This window comes from Clostridium sp. JS66 (genome assembly GCF_033561535.1).
GTDB lineage: Bacteria > Bacillota > Clostridia > Clostridiales > Clostridiaceae > Clostridium_AM > Clostridium_AM carboxidivorans.
Map to the genome: position 1 here is coordinate 872,041 of NZ_CP131467.1, position 18,604 is coordinate 890,644.

The following is an 18,604-nucleotide window of genomic DNA, read 5'->3' on the forward strand; positions in this document are numbered from 1 at the left end:
TGGTGGTGCTAATATTAAATGATTAATTCCAATGAACTATATTATTTAAATAGAGCCTTAGATGGAATGGAGATTTATGGAGTAGATCCTGTGGAAAATATAGTTAATACTTTAGGCAGTGGAAAAACAGCCAAGGAAAGTTTAATAGAGAAGAACATATTAACAAAAGAAGGAAAGATAAATGAAAGATCTTATTTGTTAATTGAAGGTTTAGAAAAATATAAAAAGGCCAAAAAGTATTTATGGGTGAATAGTAGAATAGTAGCATTAGATGACACAAATTTTGTAATACATTTAGAAAAAGAAGAAGAAGGCAAAATTGTATTAAAAGAAATTACTAAAGCAATAATGTTATATAGCATAATTAAAGAAAATTCTTTTTTATGGGGAAACAAAGTAGTTGAAAACAGTGGAAAGTATGTTTCAGTTAAGGAGTTTGTATCAAATATACTTAATGGAAAAAAAGATGAGGATATATTGTATATAAAAATAGAAAATCCAAGCAGACAAGAGGTATATAACATATATTATAAGGAAAAAGATGATATTTTTAAATACGATGTGATTTATAAATCACTTAAGAAAGTAAACCCAAAAGATATAAGGATTGAATTAGTAAAATTATTTGATATGAAGTGGGGGGAAGAAATTGGCTAATATAAAAGTTGGAGAAGAGTTAATTGATATTGCAGAGAAAATTGATAATTGCCAGAATTTAGTTGATGAGGCCCTTGAATTATATATAAATGTAATGACAGAATTTGAAGGACAATATCAAGGAGCAGCTTTGGACAACATAAAGCAATTTTGTAATTCAGAAGGAATGCAGATTAAAAAATTGTCAGATCTTTATGGAAAAGCATCTACTTATATAACATATGCATATAAACAAATGGGTTTCACAGATGGAGAATTAGCTCAAATGATAAAAAATCGACAATCCATAGTTGGAGGAAAGAAATAATGGTTAGAACTTTTAAGTTAGATGAAAATACCATAAACAAGAAAGGGCAGACAGGATATGAAGTTACAGATAAAATATTAGAACACTTAAAAAAAGCAGACAGTTTAATAGAAGATGCATATGCTGAAATAAATAGACATGAGGATTTAGCTTATGTGCAATATAATTCGTTATCTTCTGATTGTACTAAGATAAGTGATTATAGTAGAGATTATAAAGATTTTAAAGGATTTACAAATGAATATAATGAAAATGTGGATTCAATATTTTTTAAAGCTCAAGAAGAGGCAATGAAATATTTAAGAGATGTGAGATTAGAAGAAATTGAATTAGATAATAATTTAGGAATAAAACAGATGTATACAAGCCATTACCCTGGATTAGAGGGACAAGAGTTTGTAAAATCTAAAATAAATATAAAGGATTTACTTGAATGTGGTGATGTAGATAAGGCACTTAAACAAGAATTTCAGCAGCAGCAACTAGCAATAAAAAATCTAAAAGAATTAGCTAAACTGCCAAAAGAAAAATGGCCACAAGGCATGACAGATGAAAGAATGGAAAAAATAAGAGCTTATGTAGAACAGTTGAAAGAGACAAAAGAAGATCAAGAATCCTATGATGATTCCATAAAAAAATTAATTACTTCAGGGGAACTTGATTATGAAACTTCAGGTGAGAAAATAACGTCTACAGTACTAGATTGTATTCCAATAGTAGGAGATATAAAAGGAATAGCAGAAGTGGCAATTGGAAAAGATCTAGTATCAGGGAGAAGATTCTCAGATAAAGAGAGAGCCATAATGTTAGGGGCAACAATAATAGGATTTAGCCAGGTGGGGAAACTTGGAAAGGTTGCTCTCAAGCTAGGAGGAAAAGGGTTATTAAAAGAAGGGGCAAAATACACAGTAAAAGAAACAGCTAAGAACTTAGCAACGGTTGAAACTATTGAGGGAATGTCAAAGTTAGGAAAAGATCTAGGCTTAGATCCAAAATCAGAGCTTGCAGTAATGGCAGGAATTGTGATAGGTGGAGGAAAATTACACACCAAAGTCCAGAATTATATTAAAGATGCATCAAAAGAAATGAAGGTTGATTCTTTAAATTCAATAATTAAAGATGTAGAAGTAGAAGGCACAGTAGGTAAAAATTTAAGTAATATTGAAAGTGAAGTAAAGGATCTTGCCAAAGATGAATCAAATGGTAAAATAGCAGATGAAATAAATACAGCCTCAAAGTCATCAACAATAGAAACAGTAGCTAAAGATGCTGATGATGTAAAAAATATAAAAGATGAAGCTACAGGAATAGCTAAAGATGAAGTATCTGCAGAATCAAAGTTAGATACAGTATCTAAAGATGCAAAAGATAATATAAAAAATATAAAAGATGAAAGTACAGGAATAGCCAAAGATGGAGTATCTGGTGAATCAAAATTAGATACAGTATCTAAGGATGCAAAAGATAATATAAAAAATATAAAAGATGAAAGTACAGGAATAGCCAAAGATGGAGTATCTACTGAATCAAAATTAGATACAATATCTAAAGATACAAAAGATAATATGAAAAATATAAAAGATGAAAGTACAGGAATAGCTAAAGATGGATTATCTGATGAATCAAAGTTAGATACAATATCTAAAGATGCAAAAGATAATATGAAAAATATAAAAGATGAAAGTACAGGAATAGCTAAAGATGGATTATCTGGTGAATCAAAATTAGATACAATATCCAAAGATACAAAAGAGCTTGATAATGTGAAAAATGAAGTTAAAGATATGAATGCAGATATTGCAATTAGTGATGCAAGAAAGATTTTAAAAGATGAAAGCAATGGTATAAAAGTAGAAGCAGTAGATGAAGCTAAGATAGCATCTGCAAAGGCAATTGTAAAGATAGCAGATACATTAAAAACCGATATGAATAAGTTATTTGATCATGTAGTAGAAACAGTAAAGGAAGGCACAAAAATAATATTTACAATGGCTGAAACAGGAAAAAAAGTAGCAATAGACATAGCAGATCTTATAAAAAATAAAGTATCAGATGCAGCAATAAATTTCTGTATAATAGGATGTTTTACAGGAGATACTTTGGTATTATCAAAAGAAGGACAAGTTAAGATAAAAGATATAAAAATAGGTGATTATGTATATTCACAAGATGTAAGAACAGGAGAAAAAGGCTTTAAAGAAGTACTACAGCTTCAAAAAAGAAATACCTGTGAATTTGTAAAAGTTAAAGTAGAAAATGAAGAAATACAAGTAACCCCATCCCATTTATTCTACACAAATGGTCAGTGGGAATTAGCAGGAAATTTAAAACCAGGAGATATATTGACAGCAGCTAATGGAGAGGAAAAGAAAGTAATAGCTGTAGAAGAGTACTTGGCAAAAGAGCCAGAGGGGATATATAATTTAAGTGTTGATGAGTATCATACTTATTTTGTATCGAAAGAAGCAGTTTTGGTTCATAACTGGATGTGTACTAAGAAAAAAATACAAGAAATATCTAATCTTTTAAAAGATGGAGAAAATCTAAAGGATACTACAAGTAAGTTAAAAGAATTTATAGAGAAAAATAATATATCAGATAAGATGGATATTTTAGATAAGCTCCATAGAAAAATGCCAAATATAAGAGAAAAATATTTAAAAGAAATAAAAGACTTAATGGATAGTGGCAAGAGTGAAGCTGAAATTGCAGCGGAAGTAAGCAAGTATGATAAAATATTTGATGAATTAGAAAGCTTATCAAAGAATGAAATAAAGACAATAAAAGATTTAGAATCAACAGAAACGTTTGAGGATGTAGCAAGAACTGTAGATGATATTATAAAGAAGAGATCTAATTCAGAGGTATTAAGAGCTAATGGATTAAAAGGAAAGGATGTTTATGGTTCATATTATGACGAGGCAAAGAAATTGCATAAAGAAGATCCAGACTTTTTTGCTAATCCTGATGAATCAATCATAGTTCAAGGAGAAGATTTGAATAAAGCTAGAGATGATTATAACATGTTAGTTTCACAAGGAAGCCTAGAAAAAGGTCATCATAAGCAAGGTCTTGCATTTGGTGGAGAGAATAAAAATGATAATATTACTTTTACAGGTGAATCAACTATTAAAAGTAGTGAGTTGGAAGAGTTGAATTTAGATTTTTATTCAAAAAATGGATATGGAAAAGAAAATGCTAAAACACTAAAAATTTATGAAAATGAGAATGGAGTAATTGTGTTTGGTAATAATCCAAGGCATACAAATGCTACTAATTTTCAAAAGAAGGTATTAAAATGGCAACGAGATAATGGATTAAGAAAATAAAATATGTATTGTGAGGAAAATCAGATGAATAAGAAAGATGATATAATGTGTAAAGGCATATGGTATGGAGAGACTCCTAATAATATCAGTAAGGAGGAATTGTGGCATGATATTAATAATGAGAATGATGAAAAAAAGAAACTATTAAAAATAGTAGATTTATTGAAGCTTGGAGATTTTTCAGTGAAGCAATTATTGATAAAAATGATGAATGAAAGTAATAATTATAGTGTGCTAAACCTTTGTATTAGAGTATTTTGTTCAATCGCAAATCATAGTGATATTTACAATTCTGACAATTTGAAATTGTTATCAAGTTCTGATGATGATGCGGTTAATGTATTTGTAACATATTCAAAACAGGTACTATCATATGAAGTTGTTCCATACCTACTTGCACTTTTAGAAGAATGGGAAGAAACAGATGTTGAAATCTTAATAAGAGATGCATTACAAAATATCCTAAATTATCAGGAATTAATTTCAGAAAATGCTTCTGTTGATGAGATTGGAGAAGTTTTTGTTAATAGAAGAGATAAAATAGATGAAGAAAAATATTATTATAAAAGTGATTTGGTATTTCCAGGAACATTAACAAAAAGATTGTTAGAAGCAAGTGCCATTTCTAGAAAATTTGGAACGGAATTAAGAGAAATTGCTATTCCAACAATGCTTTCAATTTGGAGTGGTATTAAATGCCCTGTAGAATATTATACAATAGTTGATGATGAAATTATGAAAAAGGTTTTTGATTATGTTAAACAGCTATCAAAGATGAATTGGGAAAAAGGGTGTAAATATTTTTATGGACATAAAATACAATAAATGATAACTTAAATGAAGTTAATGATAAATGGTAGCTATAGTAAAGAACTGTTGCTGCCATTTGCTTTTTAAAATCTTAAAAGATTCAGTACAAATATGAAAACAAGGATAAATTATAAACCAACTATGTTCAGACAATGTAATGCAAGGTGTGAAAATAGTATATGAAGGATCAAAAATAACTGTATTTACAGATAATATGGGAAAACCAGTTAAAGTTATACATGAAGTTGGTTATGATGGAAAAATAGTTGATAGAAAAGAAGTAACAGGATATACAAATGCTAATACAAAACCATATGAAAGAGGGCACATATTCTCATTCCAGGAAGGATTATCTGATAATTGTATTGAAGATAGTCCATTAAATATAATACCTCAATCAACACCTGTTAATTCACCCAAAATACGTCAATTTGAAGAGTATAGAGCTGAGGATTGTAAAGGGATGAAAGTAATTACTGATATAAATATAACTGATCCACCAGGATATGTAAGGGTAAGAGTGCCAGAGGCAGGTATTGATGTAAGATATAATCCATTAGCAACAAAGGAAAGTGCAAAGGATTGGGGGCGTTATTGGTATATGCCAGAAAATTCTGGAAAAGTTTATGATTAATTTATAGTAAAGAGGTGGATTTATAAGTGAAAGATAAGTTTTTAAGAATGCAAAAAGGTAGATTATATGGATTTATTAATATAAATGGAGAATTTGTTATTGACCCAATATATAAAAGTGCAGAAGATTTTAATGACGGCTTAGCACTGGTGAAAACAGTTGATAATAAGAAATGTTTTATAAATGAGAAAAATGAAATAACACTAAATATAGAATATGAATCAATATCAAGTTTTACAAATGGTTTAGCTGCATTTAAGAAAAATGGAAAAGCAGGATATATTGATAAAGAAGGAAATGTAGCTATAGAACCTCAATATGATTGGATTAATGATAAATTTAATGAAGATGGTTTTTCTGTAGTTGAAGTAAATAAAAAGCGTGGTGTGATTAACAAAAAAGGAGAATATGTATTAGAACCTATTTATGATACAATATTAAATTCATCACAAGGATTGTTTACAGTATATCAAAATGGAAAATGCGGATATGTTGATGTCCAAGGAAATCTCTTTATTGATTTTAAGATTATAGATGGAGGTAGATTTTCAGAAGGATTAGCAATAGCTTGCTTAGATGATAAAGAAGGAGCAATAGATAAAACAGGTGAATTTGTAATAGAGCCAGTATTTAGGCAATTAATGGATTTTAAGGAAGGAATGTCAGTATTTAGAGATAGTAAAAATACTGAAAAGTTTGGATATATAGATACTAGGGGAAATATAGTGATTAAGAGTAAGTATTATCAAGCAAATGACTTTAGTGAAGGTCTTGCAGCAGTATATACTAATAAAAAAATAGGGTATATAGATAAGAAAGGGAAGCTAGTTATCAAAGATGTATTCACAACTGCTAGTGATTTTAAAGATGGAATTGCACGTGTAACCTATAAGGGAAACTGGGGATATATAACTAAGGATAAAAAGTGGATATATAAACCAGAGGGATTTGATCTTTGGTAGAAAGATTTATAGTAGAAAAATTATAGATAAAGATAAATCAGCTAATGAAGAACTAATTTATCTTTATGTAAAAGCTTAGAAGAAGGGAATACAAATCATATGAAAAATATAATATCATTATTATCAGGATTATTAAACAAGAAAGATAAGAATTCAAATTCGGAACCTAATATACTTGATATATTAGGAAATTTAGATAAAGGCAGTGTAAAACGAGATAATTCAGGTTTAGAGAATGAATCCAAAAGTGTTTGTGCCAAAAGGCTTGATGATTTTGAAAACTATATTAATAAAAACTGTGTAGGAATGCAGGTAATAACAGATATGATTGTAGAAAATAAACCAGGGTATATGAGGGTCACAATAAAAGAAGCAGATATTGATGTAACATATAATCCAAGAGCCACAGATGAAAGCGCAGAAAAATGGGGAGATGATTGGTTTATGCCAAGTCATAAAGGTGCAGTATATGACTAATAAATTAATCTGTTATTAAAAATATATTGTTTATAAATACAATAAAAATATAACTGGTATAAGACGTTATTAAAAAATAACAAGTCAATTTGCCTACATATTTTGAATTGTTATTTCCTTTTATATGTCAAAGAAAATAATAGCTATTAGGAGGAGGGGGATTTACATGTATGGAAATACATTAGAAGCATTGAAAAACATAGTCAATAAGTCACCATACAATGAGTATTTATATAGAAATGCAAATGTTATTGGATTTAACATTAGAAATAGTATAAGTGATGTTTTAATGAGGTGTGGGAAAGACCAAATTTTCTATGATAATATAGATAAAAATAGTGATGTTGAACCAGAACTATGGATAGAGATGGACGCGGATGAATTAGTAGAATTTGAAAAAAGCAATAAAAAATTAAATTTACTAAGAATATATACATCTAAAAAAGGTCAAGTACTTCATCCAGCAGTTGAAACAATAATTGCAAGAATATTTATGCCTCCTGAAGGTAAAAAATATCCATTTACTGATTTAATACAGCTGGTTTATGGAGGTCTTACTGGGTTCCAGGAACCGAGGGTAGCTTGGAGAAGTAAAAAGAAAGATTTATATGTTATAAAATATAAAAAAGTATTTAATGATTTAGATTTATATATAACATGTGGTCTTACTTCACCAAATCTGGCACCATCAAAATTAGAAATTGAAGAAGGAAAACTATCTGGTTATGGATATGAATTATTAATGTTTGCTAAAGAAGATGACATGGACCTAATAAAACAATTTGTGGCATGGGTCAATTACTTAGATAATACAGGAAATCATATTTATCAAGGACAGTATTTAGAATATGGAGATAATTACATTATAGAAGGAACCAATTTATCAGGATTTATAATCCTAAATCCAATAGGCTTTCCATATACAATACCAGTTACAGATGGATATGCAAGATTAAATATGTTTGTAGGAGTGACACAAAAAGAATTGGAAATAGCTAAACAAACTGATATTTATACAGTTGCAGATAAATTATTTAAAGCAGGGTACATAAACTATCCACCGAAAATTCGTGAATCGGTAGTTTAAAAGCTGCTTATTATAATATTGAAGATAATTATACTAAATCGCCTAAATTAATATAAGTTTAGACGATTTTGTTTCATAGAAAAGCACAAATAACAGTAAATGATGCATCTAGAGGCTTGGCAATAAATTGTGGTAAAATACATAATAATAACTATTATAGAAATGCTTATGAAGAAATTAAAAATTGTAAAAATGATACGCAAGTAATTGATAGGTTAAATAAGAAATTATTATCGAGTCTTACCACATAAAAAAAGTAATAATCAGAATTGGAATAAATCTTTCAAGTGTGATGTTCATATTAATAAAATAGGATATAATATAGACAAGGGTAAAAGGGAAATATTTCTATTCATTTGGAGGTATGTTAAAGTGGAAAATTATAATGAAAAATTATATGATATATTTTTGAATTATTCTTATAGTGATTTAATGGATTTATTTAGGAAGGCTAAGACTAAAGAAGAACAGGATTTTTATGTTATGCTTTCTAATTTAGTACTTAAAAGAGAAGCACAAAAGGTTATAGGTAAGTAACATGGCAACATATACAATATTTGCAGGAGTTAATGGAGCAGGTAAAACATCAATTTATAAGACAACTTATTATGATCAAAACAAACATCATTTTATTGGAGGCACAAAATTTTAGACGCTGTTAGAGCATATATAGGAGTTGGTAGCGTTGTCGAAGTTGACGAGTCTTTCTTTAGAGAATCATTTAAAGGCAATCATAAAAAAGTACAACCTTTACTATGCCTCGTAAAGCACATAAGAGTGGTGTTAAAGGTAGCAAAAGAAGCAAAACTGAAAAGAGAAAAAGAGGTATTTCAAAGGAGCAAGTTTGTGTTTTGTGTGCTATAGATAGAGTTGGCAATGTTGTTACTGAACTCTTGTGTAAAGGAAGAATGAAACATACAGATTTAGAAAGGCTTTTTAAAGATAGAATTGATGAAGAAGTAATTTATATATAGTATATAATTAAACAAATGGATAATTGTAAATAACTGCGAACGGAAGATTATTTATATTGTAGAGGTTGAAACCAATAAGAAAATTTAGGCACCGCCACATTATATTGTTAACATGCAGAACAATTATTCTTCATACTGTCATACATTAATAACAAGGTAAAAGAATATTTTTATATGATTATAATGCAATATTAAAATAGAATTAGTGATAAGAAAGGTGAAATGATGAGAAGAAAATTATTTGCTTTTGGAGGATTTATATTAATAAACATAATGTTATATGTTTATATTTTAAAAGTTTTTTTGCCAGCTTTAAATAATATTGGTGGCTATGAAAGTGAGGCAGTAGGTCCCACAAATTGGCAGGTACTGAAAGCATTAAGCGTAATTGCACCTGCTATTTTGATTTACTTTGTTGCCGTTTATTTGCTTTATTACTTTAAAATCACAGGACTTAATAAATTTGTTTTTCCTATCCTTGTTTTTACATTTTATGTACTATTTATTTTTTTAGGTATTGTCGTATGCGGTGAAGCATTTGGGTGGATGGTATTATTAACATTTATACCAGCTATTATAGTATTGTTGTTGTCGGTTTTTTGGGGTTGGAAATATGATAAAAAATATAAAAATCAACAAAAATATAACTTGTAATATTATCACAAACAAAATGTCATAATGCGAAGCTCATCAAATTACAACTATTGAGTTAGTTTACTTCGTTTCATTCTTAAATTATGAAATAATGGAACTCTTGAAAAGGGGTTCCATTATTATATACTATATTATCAACACTATTCATTAACATAGCCATAAATTAATATATAATTGCGAAACTTATTGATAGAAACATAATAAAAGGTAATTAGAGCTTTCGATATCATTAGTTGATTTAAAATCATCAAGATAATAGTATTTTCAACTAAAGAAAGAAATTGGTATTTGATATTTACAAATTTTTCTTTGCAATTAGAAAAACATCTGCCAAGGAGAATGTTTATGTGGCATCATATATAACTCCTTTCTGAAGTATGATGATTTTATTTACCAATCCTATTTTATTATAAATCAGTGAGGAGTTGTTTTAATTTTGTGACAAAATATCGCCCATTCATGCAGATTGTGGCGTTTCGTAAGCGTCTGGTATAAATTAATTAGGCAAGGAGTTGATAAAATGTATGGGATTAAATATACTGATTTAAGGGGAAATATTATTAATGAAAATGAAGCTTTAGAAAATGGTAATTACTATAAAACTTACTATAATGGTGATATTGTTGAAGAAAATGAAATTGTAAAAAATAAAGAAATAATATATATACATTATTTTAATATTGCAAAAGATAATTTATGTGAGTGTTTACGCCAGCATATGTTGAAGAATTAGAGTGGTGAGGAATAAGGATAGACCTAGTAAAGGAGCCTTGGAATACAGACTTGTGGAAAGTGTTTAGTTTATGATATAAAGAGTAGATTGGTAATAGAATCGGATGTGTATTTGCAAATGTATTACAATATGAAATCGTGGTATGAGCAAGACAAGATAAAGAATATGGATATTATTTCTACGCCATTGAATGGTAATGAAGATAAAGCTATAGTGAAACAATTTGATAGTGAAATTCTCAAGAAACAAGTATTAGCGATAATATTTTAATTTGGAGGTGCAAAACATGGGGAACTTTATTGAAGAAGAATTAAGAGATTTACCACAGGAATGGATTAAATTATTAAATCAAATGCCTGAGATTAAAGAACAAATCGTTAAAGATAAAAAGGTGAATAGATATGAAATGATATCACCGTATTTTTTTTCATACTTTATGGATGATTATAAGTTATGCGAGCCATTTTTCTGTTTTGAAAGAGGTAAAGAAGTATTCAATAATTTATTTGAACTATATGGTAAATCTGAAACAGCAAAGTCAATTGTTAAAAATCTGAATGAAGATGAGTTGAAAGAATTGATTATTAAACATATTAATGGAATGAATTATTTATTAAAAATGGAAGATGAAAAAACATATGATATAAGGAAAATGGAAATTAGAGAACTTACTGGTAAGCAGTTTGAAGATAATTATGATGCTAATGATATAGAAGACAGGGATGTCAGAGATTCTTGTAATGATGCTATGATTGATGATGTATTGCCTAAGGATGATGAAAATCCGATCAGTGCATTTCATGAAGCGTTATATGAGTTAACATTAGATTATAATATTATTTACTACATTTTATGGCCACTTGGAAAAATAGATGATGTAGATAATCCATATAAAGGCTATGTTGAACTTTGGAAAAGGGGGATTAAACCTTATATAATAGATGAAAACTTATTAATTGTTGTGGGATAGGAAATAGAAAGTGTTTTTAAATGGTTTAGTTTAAATCAATTAGTTAATGCATAATAAATAGTAAAGTAACTGCAAAAAAAATAATTATTGAATAGTACAGCTAAATCAATAATACTACGAAAAGTTAACATTTCATAATATAAATAATGTAGCTAAAGAAGTTAAAAAGGTTAATGTTTTAGTAATCGGAGCATTAATCTTTTTTCATGTACTAAAATATTTTAAAGGCAAGATTACTATGGTTAAAATATGATGTAAGATATAATAGTCAAGGCAATAATGATTTTAGATGTACCTTTGCGTGTGCAGGTAATGGTGAGTCAGCTTTCAGGTAATACCATTCATACAGTTGTTTTATCATATCTGATATTTGTTCTTCACAGCCTGTTCGTTCCAACTATATGTATGGGTGATATCTCCTTGCTAGTTCTTCGGACGTTTAAATCATTTATTTTCTATCTTCTAGCGTTTTGCGAGTGATAAAAAAGTATTAAAATCTAATGTTCAATATGTTACAAAGGAAGGATTGTCTGATAATTGTATTGAAGATAGTTCATTAAATATAATACATCAATCAACACCTGTTAACTCACCAAGAATATCTCAATTTGAGGCTTATAGAGCTGATAAATGCAAGGGAAACAAAGTAATAAATGATATAAATATAGATGATCCACCAGGATATGTAAGAGTGAGGGTGGAAGGAACAGAGATTGATGTGTGGTACAACCCTCTATCAGAAATAGCAGAAGATGAATGGACAAGATATTGGTACATGCCTGAAAATGCTGGGAAAGTTTATGATTAATTTTATATTAGAGAGGTGAATTTATAAGTGGAAGAAAAATTATTAGTTATGCAAAAGGGTAACCTATATGGATTTATTAATATAAATGGAGAATTCATTATTGAACCGATATATAAAGATGCAGAAGAATTTTGTGAAGGCTTATCATTAGTAAAAACAATTGATGATAAGAAGTGTTTTATTAATCCCAAAAATGAAGTAGTATTAAATATAGAATACGAGTCAATATCAAGTTTTACAAATGGCTTAGCTGCATTTAGGCAAAATGGTAAGGCTGGATATATTGATATGGAAGGGAATGTAGCAATAGAACCGCAGTATGATTGGATTAATAGTGAATTTAATGAAAATGGTTTTTCAGTGGTTGAAGTTAATCACAAACATGGAGTAATTAATAAAGAAGGAAAGTATATACTTCAGCCTATATATGATTCAATAATGAACGCATCAGATGGAATATTCAGTGTAACTAAGAATGGTAAAGATGGATATGTAGATGTTAATGGTAAAATTGTAATTGAGTTTAAATTTGCTTGTGCACACAATTTTTCAGAAGAATTAGCAATAGTTCATACTGAAAATAGAAAGTATGGAGTAATAAATAAGACAGGTGAATTTGTAATTGAACCAAGATTTAATTATTTAAGAGATTTTAAGGATGGGTTAGCTGTGTTCTCTGAAAAAGAAAATTCTGAGAAATTAGGATATATAGATACAGAAGGCAACATTGTAATAAAGGAAAAATATTATGAAGCTAAAGATTTTACTGAAGGTCTTGCAGCAGTTGAAACCAATAAAGGAATGGGATATATAGATAAGAAAGGAAAGCTAATTATTAAAGATGTATTCACAACTGCAGATGACTTTAAAGATGGGATTGCATGCGTAACATACAAAGGAAACTGGGGATATGTAACTAGGGATAAAAAGTGGATATATAAACCAGAAGGGTTTGATCTTTGGTAGAAAGAGTTATAGTAGAAAAATTATAAATAAAGATAAAGTAGCTAATATAAGAAGAGTATTTGGAAAAAGAACCAGAGGGGATATATAATTTAAGTGTTGATGGGTATCATACTTATTTTATATCTAAATGTGGAATTTTAGTACATAATATTGGATGCAATAAAGAAAGGCAGAAGAATTGGGTAAAACTTTAAAGGAAGAAAAAAATTCAGAAGTTAAATCTGTGGCTAATGATTTAAGTGAAGTTAGTAAGAATGATAGTAGCTTAAAAAATGAGATTGAAGATGTTTTATATGGTGATCATATAATAAGGAAGGGTAGAAAAAAAGCATTAAAGCCAATGTATTACCATAAAATACTAAGTTTAACCAAAATGGTGGTCAATGGTATGCAATGGAAACAAAATGGACAAATGTATTAAAAGATAATCCGCCTAAAAAGGTTTCCGTTGAAATAAAACCGGTTTATGGAGATGATACATTAAGACCTTCAGGATATACAATAAGTTATAAAATTGTAAGTCCAGTTAGTGGAGAAATTGAGAAGGAAATGAAAAATGTATATATGGAGAATTCTAATAAATCTGTTGTTGAGAAAAAGAAGAAATAAGAGGTGGCTTTTATGTTAGAAAATAAGTTGTCAGAATTATATCAAAAAATTGTATCAAAGGTAAATGATATTATTCCTGTTAAATGGAATAATGTCATACTAGGAGCTAATATTGATGATTATGATAATGGAGTTGTATATTTTTTCTTTGATACATTAGAGAATAAAGGTAGTTACATTTATAATGCAAATATAAGTGATATATTTAATATTGATGATAATATATATACAAACGAACATAATGAATTATTTTTTTTAGTTAGAGATTTACAGAAGGTATTTATAGAATATGGGCAAGAACTATGGTATATGTTAATAATGAATTTCAATTATAAAGGAAACTTAGAAGTAAGTTATGAATATATTGATTGGTATGAAGGAGGATTTGATTCAGGTGCAATAGTAAACTTTTTTAAAGCAAAATACTTAGGAGTTAAATTTGAATCTAAAAGTGTTTTAGAAGAGATAGAAAGAATGAAGGAGTATGCTGACGATTTAGAAAAATTTGAAAATACTAAACATATGCTTGTTGAAAAAGTTATTTTGGAAATAAAAAAATATTTAGGTGATATTGAATATGAAAAAATAGTATTTGATGGAGTATTAATTAATGGGGTAGAAGGAATTAATTTCTACATTACTCTCAAAGAAACTGATAATAAGTATTTTTCATTTAATGAAGTTGTTAAGATGAAAAATAGTACAGATGAAGAAGTAGTTATTTTAAAAGAAGCTCTTTATGATATTATAGATGAGTTAAGGAACCTATATGTTAATAATGATAGGGAAGAATGGTTTTCAATTATGATATCGGATGAAAGTGAAATTGGAGTAGACTGGGAATTTACGTATTCTAACTGGTATCAATTAAAGTACAATACTGAGGATATTAATAATTATTTTAAATATGTGTATTTGGATATACAGCCACAAGATAATGAAAAAAAAGAGCTGATTCTAAAAATGAAGAAACATGAAGATGAAACTTAAAAATCACAAAGATATAAACTTATCTATAAAAAGATAGGAGTGGTTGAACAATGAATAATGAACTGTTAGATTTAATGAGCAGTGATAAAAAGGTTGCATATATATTGCTTATAGCAGAAAAGGTTTTTTCAATTAGAAAGATAGAAGATGAAAAATATTTTGAAGGGAGAAGGACTTTAGATAAATGTTGGCAGTGGGTAGAGGGGGACAAAGTTTCTGGTGATGACTTGTACGAATTAATTGATAATGAAGAATGTTCAGGTGTATCTGAATATGCTAGTGAAGAAGAAACAAAAGATATGAAATACATGTGGCATTTAGTTACTGATGCTGTTTGTTTTGCTTCGTGGAGCGCATATAAAGAAGATGGAGAAAAGTATTTGCCTCAAATATTAGAGGGGATACATAGAAGACATATGGCAGATTTTAATAAAAATGTATTGATAACAGGACTAATGAAAGAAGATGAAATAATGGACATGATGAAAAAGTTTTGTTTGTTGATTGAAGAGATAGGTGATGATGAAAGAATAAAAAAAATGAAATTTATGAAGATAATATAAAAATAATAGCAAGCTCCACAATGAGAATAGTCCTCGTTGTGGAGCTTGCTATTTTATAATTCATAGGGATTGTAGGTTAAAAAACTAATGGATCTTTGTGGAAAAGCCTTTAGTTATATAACATAAATGAATATGATGAAAATATGGATTTAATATTTTTTAAAGCTCAAGAAGAGGCCATAAAATATTTAAGAGGTGTGAGATTAGAAGAGATTGAAGTAGATAATAATTTAGGAGTAACAAAGACAAGCACAAGTACAAGATATTACCAAGGGGCACCAGATGAAAATTTTGAAAAAACTACAATAAATATAAATGATTTACTCAAATACAGTGATGTAGATAAGACACTTAAAGAAGAAATTCAGCAGTAGCAACTAGCAATAAAAAAGATAAAAGAATTAGCTGAACTGCCAAAAGAAAAATGGCCATAAGGCATGGCAGATGAAAAGATGGATCAAATGGTAAAAGATTATATGAAATGAATACAGTCTCAAAGCCATCAACAATGAAAATAGTAGCTAAAGATGCAAAGGAACTTGATAATATGAAAAATGAAGTTAAAGATATGAATGTAGGTAATATAATTAGTGATACAAGAAAGGTTTTAAAAGATGAAAGTAATGGTATAAAAGTAGAAGCTCTGGGGCTGAGGAAATGAAAGAGGCAATAGGAAATATTAATAAGTATCTTAGTAAAAATGCAGGTAAAGCAACAGCATTGAGAAAATCAGATCTTGCAGGTACAGTAAGAGAGCTTCCTTGTGGTGTTAGTGTAGAGTATGATCCAATAGGTTTGCCAATTTTTAAAGTAGATTCTCAGTTAGATATAAAAATATTGGATGAGGTGAAAGCTGCAGGTAAAAATATTAATGAAATGAAGAGTGTTGAACATATGAAGGAAGCAACTAAAAAGCTTAAAAATAAGATTGAGACCGATCCAACTTTTGAAAAACACTTAAAAGATTTGGGATTAGATTCTGATGCGATCGATGATATAAAAAATGGTGAAACTAAAATTGAGGGATATACTTGGCATCACCATCGAGAAACAGGAAGATTACAACTTGTTAAGGAAAGGATCCATAAACAAGCAACTCATAATGGAGGAGATTCATTTGGGGGTATAAAATAAGTAATCATATAAAGTATGTTGAAAGGATAGAAAAAGGTGAATAATGAAATAAGATGGCATAGGGATAGGAAAGTAAGTGATGAATTAATGGAGAAGGTAGAAAAGTATTTTAATGTTAAATTTCCTAAAACTTATAAAGAAATCATTAAAGATCACGATGGGGGTGATCCAAGAATAAAAAATAGCAAGGAGAATGGGCGGAGGCATTTCTAAAAATTCAAAGCTTAAACAATAGAGTGACAAGCTTTAGGTTTTACGCATATATTAAATCTACTTCAGGATTGCCACGAATTATTACAGTTAATGATGACATTAAGCAAGTACTGCCTAATTCCCAAAGAATTATAACATTTGCAGATAATGGAGCAGGAGATGATTTATTATTTGATTACAGAAATAACGAAGAAGAACCTGCCATCGTATTTATGAAACATGACCAAGTAAATGATCCAGAAGATTTTGATGAAGAGGAATTAGCAGAGAAATCTTTAGAAGAATTGCTAGAATGTAATATACATCATGTTTGTAATTCCTTTGATGAATTGTTGGATATGTTGTATCCAGAGGACTTTGATTAGAATAAGTGAGTTTATCATGGATTTACTATGAATCCAGAGTAGAAATCTTTTCCACACTGAGTTTCTTCTGACAAAGGATCAGCAATAATCTTCAATATGATTGATGATACTAGCAAAGTATTAATAAAAAAGTAGATCTTTTTTATTGTAGCTGAATAGTTACAATATATAACTAAAAAACATATAATTAAATCATGATAACAATTATATCACCTAATGTTATAAAGGGTAATATAATTATTTGCAATGGATAGTTTCCAGAATTGTTTAAACAAAATCCATATGATACAATTATTAACGTGGTGAATTCAGGTAAATTAAATAATAGCAATCTTGTAGTACCTGAAAATCCAATAGCTAGGTGTCCTCATTGTAAATATGTTACAACGGAAAAAATATTATATATAGTATTTAAAATTCTTAAAAAAGCTTTAAACAATTTTTCAATAAAAAGGAGTTATGTAAATGGTTGAAATGATTTATATGAGTGATGAAGGTGCGGCTACAAATCCTGGAGAGTTAAATTTATCAATGAAAAAATTAAAAAACTTTCATCCATTATTTTCATGTATACCACTAAAATTAGAGAAGAATAAGTTAAAACTATTTCTAGCAAAAGAACAAAAAAGACAAGAACGTAGCGCTGAAAGAAGAAAGGGATTAGGAGTTAAGAATGAGACAGAATAATAAAGATATAGAATTAGGTAAATTTATTAGCTTAATATTAAGGCATAGTCCTCAAACTATAGATATTACTCTTGATGAACATGGATGGGCCAATGTGGATGATTTAATTAGAGGAATAAATAAAAAAGGAAAAAGGATAGATTTTCAAGATCTTGAACGCATTGTCAGGGAGAATAATAAACAAAGATATAGTTTCAATGATGATAGGACCAAGATAAGAGCTAATCAAGGTCATTCAATTGAGGTGGATGTAGAATTAGAAGAAAAGGTTCCTCCAAAATATCTTTATCATGGCACCTCAACAAGATTTATTGATAGTATTATGAATTTAGGTATACAAAAACAAAACAGACAATATGTACACTTGTCAAAGGATTTCCAAACTGCTTTTTCAGTAGGCAAACGTCATGGAAAGCCAACCGTACTTAAAATTGACTGCATAAGAATGTATGATGAAGGTTATAAATTTTATTTTTCAAAAAATGGCGTTTGGTTAACTGATGTTGTTCCAGTAAAATTTATATCCATTGAGGATAATAAAAATGTGAAAGATATGCTATCTTTGAAAAAGGAACAATAGTTTAATGGATAAATAGTAAGCTCAAGGTGGCAAGCTGCCTGTATCATGTTAACATTAACTATATAAAAAGAATGTATTAAAATCATTCATTCTCT

27 protein-coding genes and 2 pseudogenes are annotated in these 18,604 nt (G+C 28.7%); all 29 read left to right on the forward strand.

Annotated elements, in window-relative coordinates; genetic code table 11:
- The first annotated feature begins 18 nt into the window (after nt 1-18).
- The 29 genes and pseudogenes from Q6H37_RS03865 to Q6H37_RS04000 all read left to right on the forward strand — a co-directional run bounded on the left by Q6H37_RS03865 (nt 19) and on the right by Q6H37_RS04000 (nt 18,509).
- Nucleotides 19-657 carry a DUF5081 family protein gene (locus Q6H37_RS03865; protein WP_318739268.1) on the forward strand — a complete coding sequence of 213 codons (639 nt, stop codon included), beginning with the start codon at nt 19-21 and terminating at the stop codon, nt 655-657.
- Nucleotides 650-964 (forward strand): hypothetical protein, encoded by a 315-nt coding sequence (locus tag Q6H37_RS03870; RefSeq protein ID WP_318739269.1) that lies wholly within the window; start codon nt 650-652, stop codon nt 962-964. Before Q6H37_RS03865 ends, Q6H37_RS03870 begins: the two co-directional genes overlap by 8 nt.
- Entirely contained in the window at nt 964-4,293 is a 3,330-nt protein-coding gene (locus Q6H37_RS03875; protein WP_318739270.1) for a polymorphic toxin-type HINT domain-containing protein, read from the forward strand. The genes Q6H37_RS03870 and Q6H37_RS03875 overlap by 1 nt, the downstream gene beginning before the upstream one ends.
- Before the next feature lie 24 nt (nt 4,294-4,317).
- Complete coding sequence (imm47, locus tag Q6H37_RS03880) at nt 4,318-5,118, forward strand: Imm47 family immunity protein (RefSeq protein ID WP_318739271.1); 801 nt, start codon at nt 4,318-4,320, stop codon at nt 5,116-5,118.
- Nucleotides 5,119-5,269: 151 nt separating this feature from the next.
- Entirely contained in the window at nt 5,270-5,737 is a 468-nt protein-coding gene (locus Q6H37_RS03885; RefSeq protein WP_318739272.1) for a hypothetical protein, read from the forward strand.
- 26 nt (nt 5,738-5,763) lie between these two features.
- Nucleotides 5,764-6,699, forward strand: a complete 936-nt coding sequence (locus tag Q6H37_RS03890; RefSeq protein WP_318739273.1) for a WG repeat-containing protein — start codon at nt 5,764-5,766, stop codon at nt 6,697-6,699.
- A 99-nt stretch (nt 6,700-6,798) separates the two neighbouring features.
- On the forward strand, nt 6,799-7,176 hold the full coding sequence (locus Q6H37_RS03895) for a hypothetical protein (protein ID WP_318739274.1): 378 nt from the start codon (nt 6,799-6,801) through the stop codon (nt 7,174-7,176).
- 166 nt (nt 7,177-7,342) lie between these two features.
- Nucleotides 7,343-8,263: a suppressor of fused domain protein gene (locus tag Q6H37_RS03900; protein ID WP_318739275.1), complete on the forward strand. Its 921-nt coding sequence runs from the start codon at nt 7,343-7,345 to the stop codon at nt 8,261-8,263.
- 372 nt (nt 8,264-8,635) lie between these two features.
- Nucleotides 8,636-8,800 (forward strand): hypothetical protein, encoded by a 165-nt coding sequence (locus Q6H37_RS03905; RefSeq protein WP_007060949.1) that lies wholly within the window; start codon nt 8,636-8,638, stop codon nt 8,798-8,800.
- A gap of 1 nt (nt 8,801) precedes the next feature.
- A pseudogene (locus Q6H37_RS03910) lies at nt 8,802-8,885 on the forward strand (ATPase); the annotation flags it as partial.
- Nucleotides 8,882-9,228: pseudogene (locus tag Q6H37_RS03915) on the forward strand (IS1595 family transposase); the annotation flags it as partial. The pseudogenes Q6H37_RS03910 and Q6H37_RS03915, both read left to right, overlap by 4 nt.
- 234 nt (nt 9,229-9,462) lie before the next feature.
- A complete protein-coding gene (locus Q6H37_RS03920) occupies nt 9,463-9,891 on the forward strand; it encodes a hypothetical protein (RefSeq protein ID WP_318739276.1) in 429 nt (142 codons plus the stop codon).
- A gap of 520 nt (nt 9,892-10,411) precedes the next feature.
- Nucleotides 10,412-10,624, forward strand: coding sequence for a hypothetical protein (locus Q6H37_RS03925; RefSeq protein WP_318739277.1), 213 nt, complete (start codon nt 10,412-10,414; stop codon nt 10,622-10,624).
- Nucleotides 10,625-10,741: 117 nt separating this feature from the next.
- On the forward strand, nt 10,742-10,894 hold the full coding sequence (locus Q6H37_RS03930) for a hypothetical protein (protein ID WP_318739278.1): 153 nt from the start codon (nt 10,742-10,744) through the stop codon (nt 10,892-10,894).
- A 16-nt stretch (nt 10,895-10,910) separates the two neighbouring features.
- On the forward strand, nt 10,911-11,594 hold the full coding sequence (locus Q6H37_RS03935) for a hypothetical protein (RefSeq protein WP_318739279.1): 684 nt from the start codon (nt 10,911-10,913) through the stop codon (nt 11,592-11,594).
- Nucleotides 11,595-12,120: 526 nt separating this feature from the next.
- On the forward strand, nt 12,121-12,402 hold the full coding sequence (locus Q6H37_RS03940; RefSeq protein WP_318739280.1) for a hypothetical protein: 282 nt from the start codon (nt 12,121-12,123) through the stop codon (nt 12,400-12,402).
- 27 nt (nt 12,403-12,429) lie between these two features.
- Nucleotides 12,430-13,368: a WG repeat-containing protein gene (locus Q6H37_RS03945; RefSeq protein ID WP_318739281.1), complete on the forward strand. Its 939-nt coding sequence runs from the start codon at nt 12,430-12,432 to the stop codon at nt 13,366-13,368.
- Between the two features lie 59 nt (nt 13,369-13,427).
- Nucleotides 13,428-13,562 (forward strand): hypothetical protein, encoded by a 135-nt coding sequence (locus tag Q6H37_RS29480; protein ID WP_412523902.1) that lies wholly within the window; start codon nt 13,428-13,430, stop codon nt 13,560-13,562.
- The gene (locus Q6H37_RS03950) at nt 13,547-13,789 is read left to right on the forward strand and encodes a hypothetical protein (protein ID WP_318739282.1); all 243 of its coding nucleotides are present in this window, start codon (nt 13,547-13,549) and stop codon (nt 13,787-13,789) included. The genes Q6H37_RS29480 and Q6H37_RS03950 overlap by 16 nt, the downstream gene beginning before the upstream one ends.
- Complete coding sequence (locus Q6H37_RS03955) at nt 13,762-13,977, forward strand: DNA/RNA non-specific endonuclease (protein WP_318739283.1); 216 nt, start codon at nt 13,762-13,764, stop codon at nt 13,975-13,977. The genes Q6H37_RS03950 and Q6H37_RS03955 overlap by 28 nt, the downstream gene beginning before the upstream one ends.
- 12 nt (nt 13,978-13,989) lie before the next feature.
- Nucleotides 13,990-14,967 (forward strand): immunity protein YezG family protein, encoded by a 978-nt coding sequence (locus tag Q6H37_RS03960; RefSeq protein ID WP_318739284.1) that lies wholly within the window; start codon nt 13,990-13,992, stop codon nt 14,965-14,967.
- A 50-nt stretch (nt 14,968-15,017) separates the two neighbouring features.
- On the forward strand, nt 15,018-15,530 hold the full coding sequence (locus Q6H37_RS03965) for an Imm6 family immunity protein (RefSeq protein ID WP_318739285.1): 513 nt from the start codon (nt 15,018-15,020) through the stop codon (nt 15,528-15,530).
- A gap of 143 nt (nt 15,531-15,673) precedes the next feature.
- Nucleotides 15,674-15,904, forward strand: a complete 231-nt coding sequence (locus Q6H37_RS03970) for a hypothetical protein (protein WP_318739286.1) — start codon at nt 15,674-15,676, stop codon at nt 15,902-15,904.
- A gap of 107 nt (nt 15,905-16,011) precedes the next feature.
- Nucleotides 16,012-16,191, forward strand: coding sequence for a hypothetical protein (locus Q6H37_RS03975; RefSeq protein ID WP_318739287.1), 180 nt, complete (start codon nt 16,012-16,014; stop codon nt 16,189-16,191).
- A complete protein-coding gene (locus tag Q6H37_RS03980) occupies nt 16,188-16,664 on the forward strand; it encodes an HNH endonuclease (RefSeq protein WP_318739288.1) in 477 nt (158 codons plus the stop codon). Before Q6H37_RS03975 ends, Q6H37_RS03980 begins: the two co-directional genes overlap by 4 nt.
- A gap of 36 nt (nt 16,665-16,700) precedes the next feature.
- Nucleotides 16,701-16,877 (forward strand): SMI1/KNR4 family protein, encoded by a 177-nt coding sequence (locus Q6H37_RS03985; RefSeq protein ID WP_318739289.1) that lies wholly within the window; start codon nt 16,701-16,703, stop codon nt 16,875-16,877.
- Between the two features lie 68 nt (nt 16,878-16,945).
- A complete protein-coding gene (locus tag Q6H37_RS03990) occupies nt 16,946-17,242 on the forward strand; it encodes an SMI1/KNR4 family protein (RefSeq protein WP_318739290.1) in 297 nt (98 codons plus the stop codon).
- Between the two features lie 465 nt (nt 17,243-17,707).
- Nucleotides 17,708-17,929 (forward strand): hypothetical protein, encoded by a 222-nt coding sequence (locus Q6H37_RS03995; protein ID WP_318739291.1) that lies wholly within the window; start codon nt 17,708-17,710, stop codon nt 17,927-17,929.
- On the forward strand, nt 17,916-18,509 hold the full coding sequence (locus Q6H37_RS04000) for an RNA 2'-phosphotransferase (RefSeq protein WP_318739292.1): 594 nt from the start codon (nt 17,916-17,918) through the stop codon (nt 18,507-18,509). Before Q6H37_RS03995 ends, Q6H37_RS04000 begins: the two co-directional genes overlap by 14 nt.
- Nucleotides 18,510-18,604 lie beyond the last annotated feature (95 nt).

Excerpts from the sequence above, each read along its gene's own strand:
- Q6H37_RS03895 (WP_318739274.1), top strand. The coding sequence starts at position 6,799 with ATGAAAAATATAATATCATTATTATCAGGATTATTAAACAAGAAAGAT.
- Q6H37_RS03925 (WP_318739277.1), top strand. The coding sequence starts at position 10,412 with ATGTATGGGATTAAATATACTGATTTAAGGGGAAATATTATTAATGAA.
- Q6H37_RS03995 (WP_318739291.1), top strand. The coding sequence starts at position 17,708 with ATGGTTGAAATGATTTATATGAGTGATGAAGGTGCGGCTACAAATCCT.
- Q6H37_RS03935 (WP_318739279.1), top strand. The coding sequence starts at position 10,911 with ATGGGGAACTTTATTGAAGAAGAATTAAGAGATTTACCACAGGAATGG.
- imm47 (WP_318739271.1), top strand. The coding sequence starts at position 4,318 with ATGAATAAGAAAGATGATATAATGTGTAAAGGCATATGGTATGGAGAG.
- Q6H37_RS03900 (WP_318739275.1), top strand. The coding sequence starts at position 7,343 with ATGTATGGAAATACATTAGAAGCATTGAAAAACATAGTCAATAAGTCA.
- Q6H37_RS03920 (WP_318739276.1), top strand. The coding sequence starts at position 9,463 with ATGAGAAGAAAATTATTTGCTTTTGGAGGATTTATATTAATAAACATA.
- Q6H37_RS03965 (WP_318739285.1), top strand. The coding sequence starts at position 15,018 with ATGAATAATGAACTGTTAGATTTAATGAGCAGTGATAAAAAGGTTGCA.
- Q6H37_RS03930 (WP_318739278.1), top strand. The coding sequence starts at position 10,742 with ATGTATTACAATATGAAATCGTGGTATGAGCAAGACAAGATAAAGAAT.
- Q6H37_RS03875 (WP_318739270.1), top strand. The coding sequence starts at position 964 with ATGGTTAGAACTTTTAAGTTAGATGAAAATACCATAAACAAGAAAGGG.
- Q6H37_RS03960 (WP_318739284.1), top strand. The coding sequence starts at position 13,990 with ATGTTAGAAAATAAGTTGTCAGAATTATATCAAAAAATTGTATCAAAG.
- Q6H37_RS04000 (WP_318739292.1), top strand. The coding sequence starts at position 17,916 with ATGAGACAGAATAATAAAGATATAGAATTAGGTAAATTTATTAGCTTA.
- Q6H37_RS03970 (WP_318739286.1), top strand. The coding sequence starts at position 15,674 with ATGGATTTAATATTTTTTAAAGCTCAAGAAGAGGCCATAAAATATTTA.
- Q6H37_RS03955 (WP_318739283.1), top strand. The coding sequence starts at position 13,762 with ATGGAAACAAAATGGACAAATGTATTAAAAGATAATCCGCCTAAAAAG.
- Q6H37_RS03975 (WP_318739287.1), top strand. The coding sequence starts at position 16,012 with ATGAATACAGTCTCAAAGCCATCAACAATGAAAATAGTAGCTAAAGAT.
- Q6H37_RS03980 (WP_318739288.1), top strand. The coding sequence starts at position 16,188 with ATGAAAGAGGCAATAGGAAATATTAATAAGTATCTTAGTAAAAATGCA.
- Q6H37_RS03865 (WP_318739268.1), top strand. The coding sequence starts at position 19 with ATGATTAATTCCAATGAACTATATTATTTAAATAGAGCCTTAGATGGA.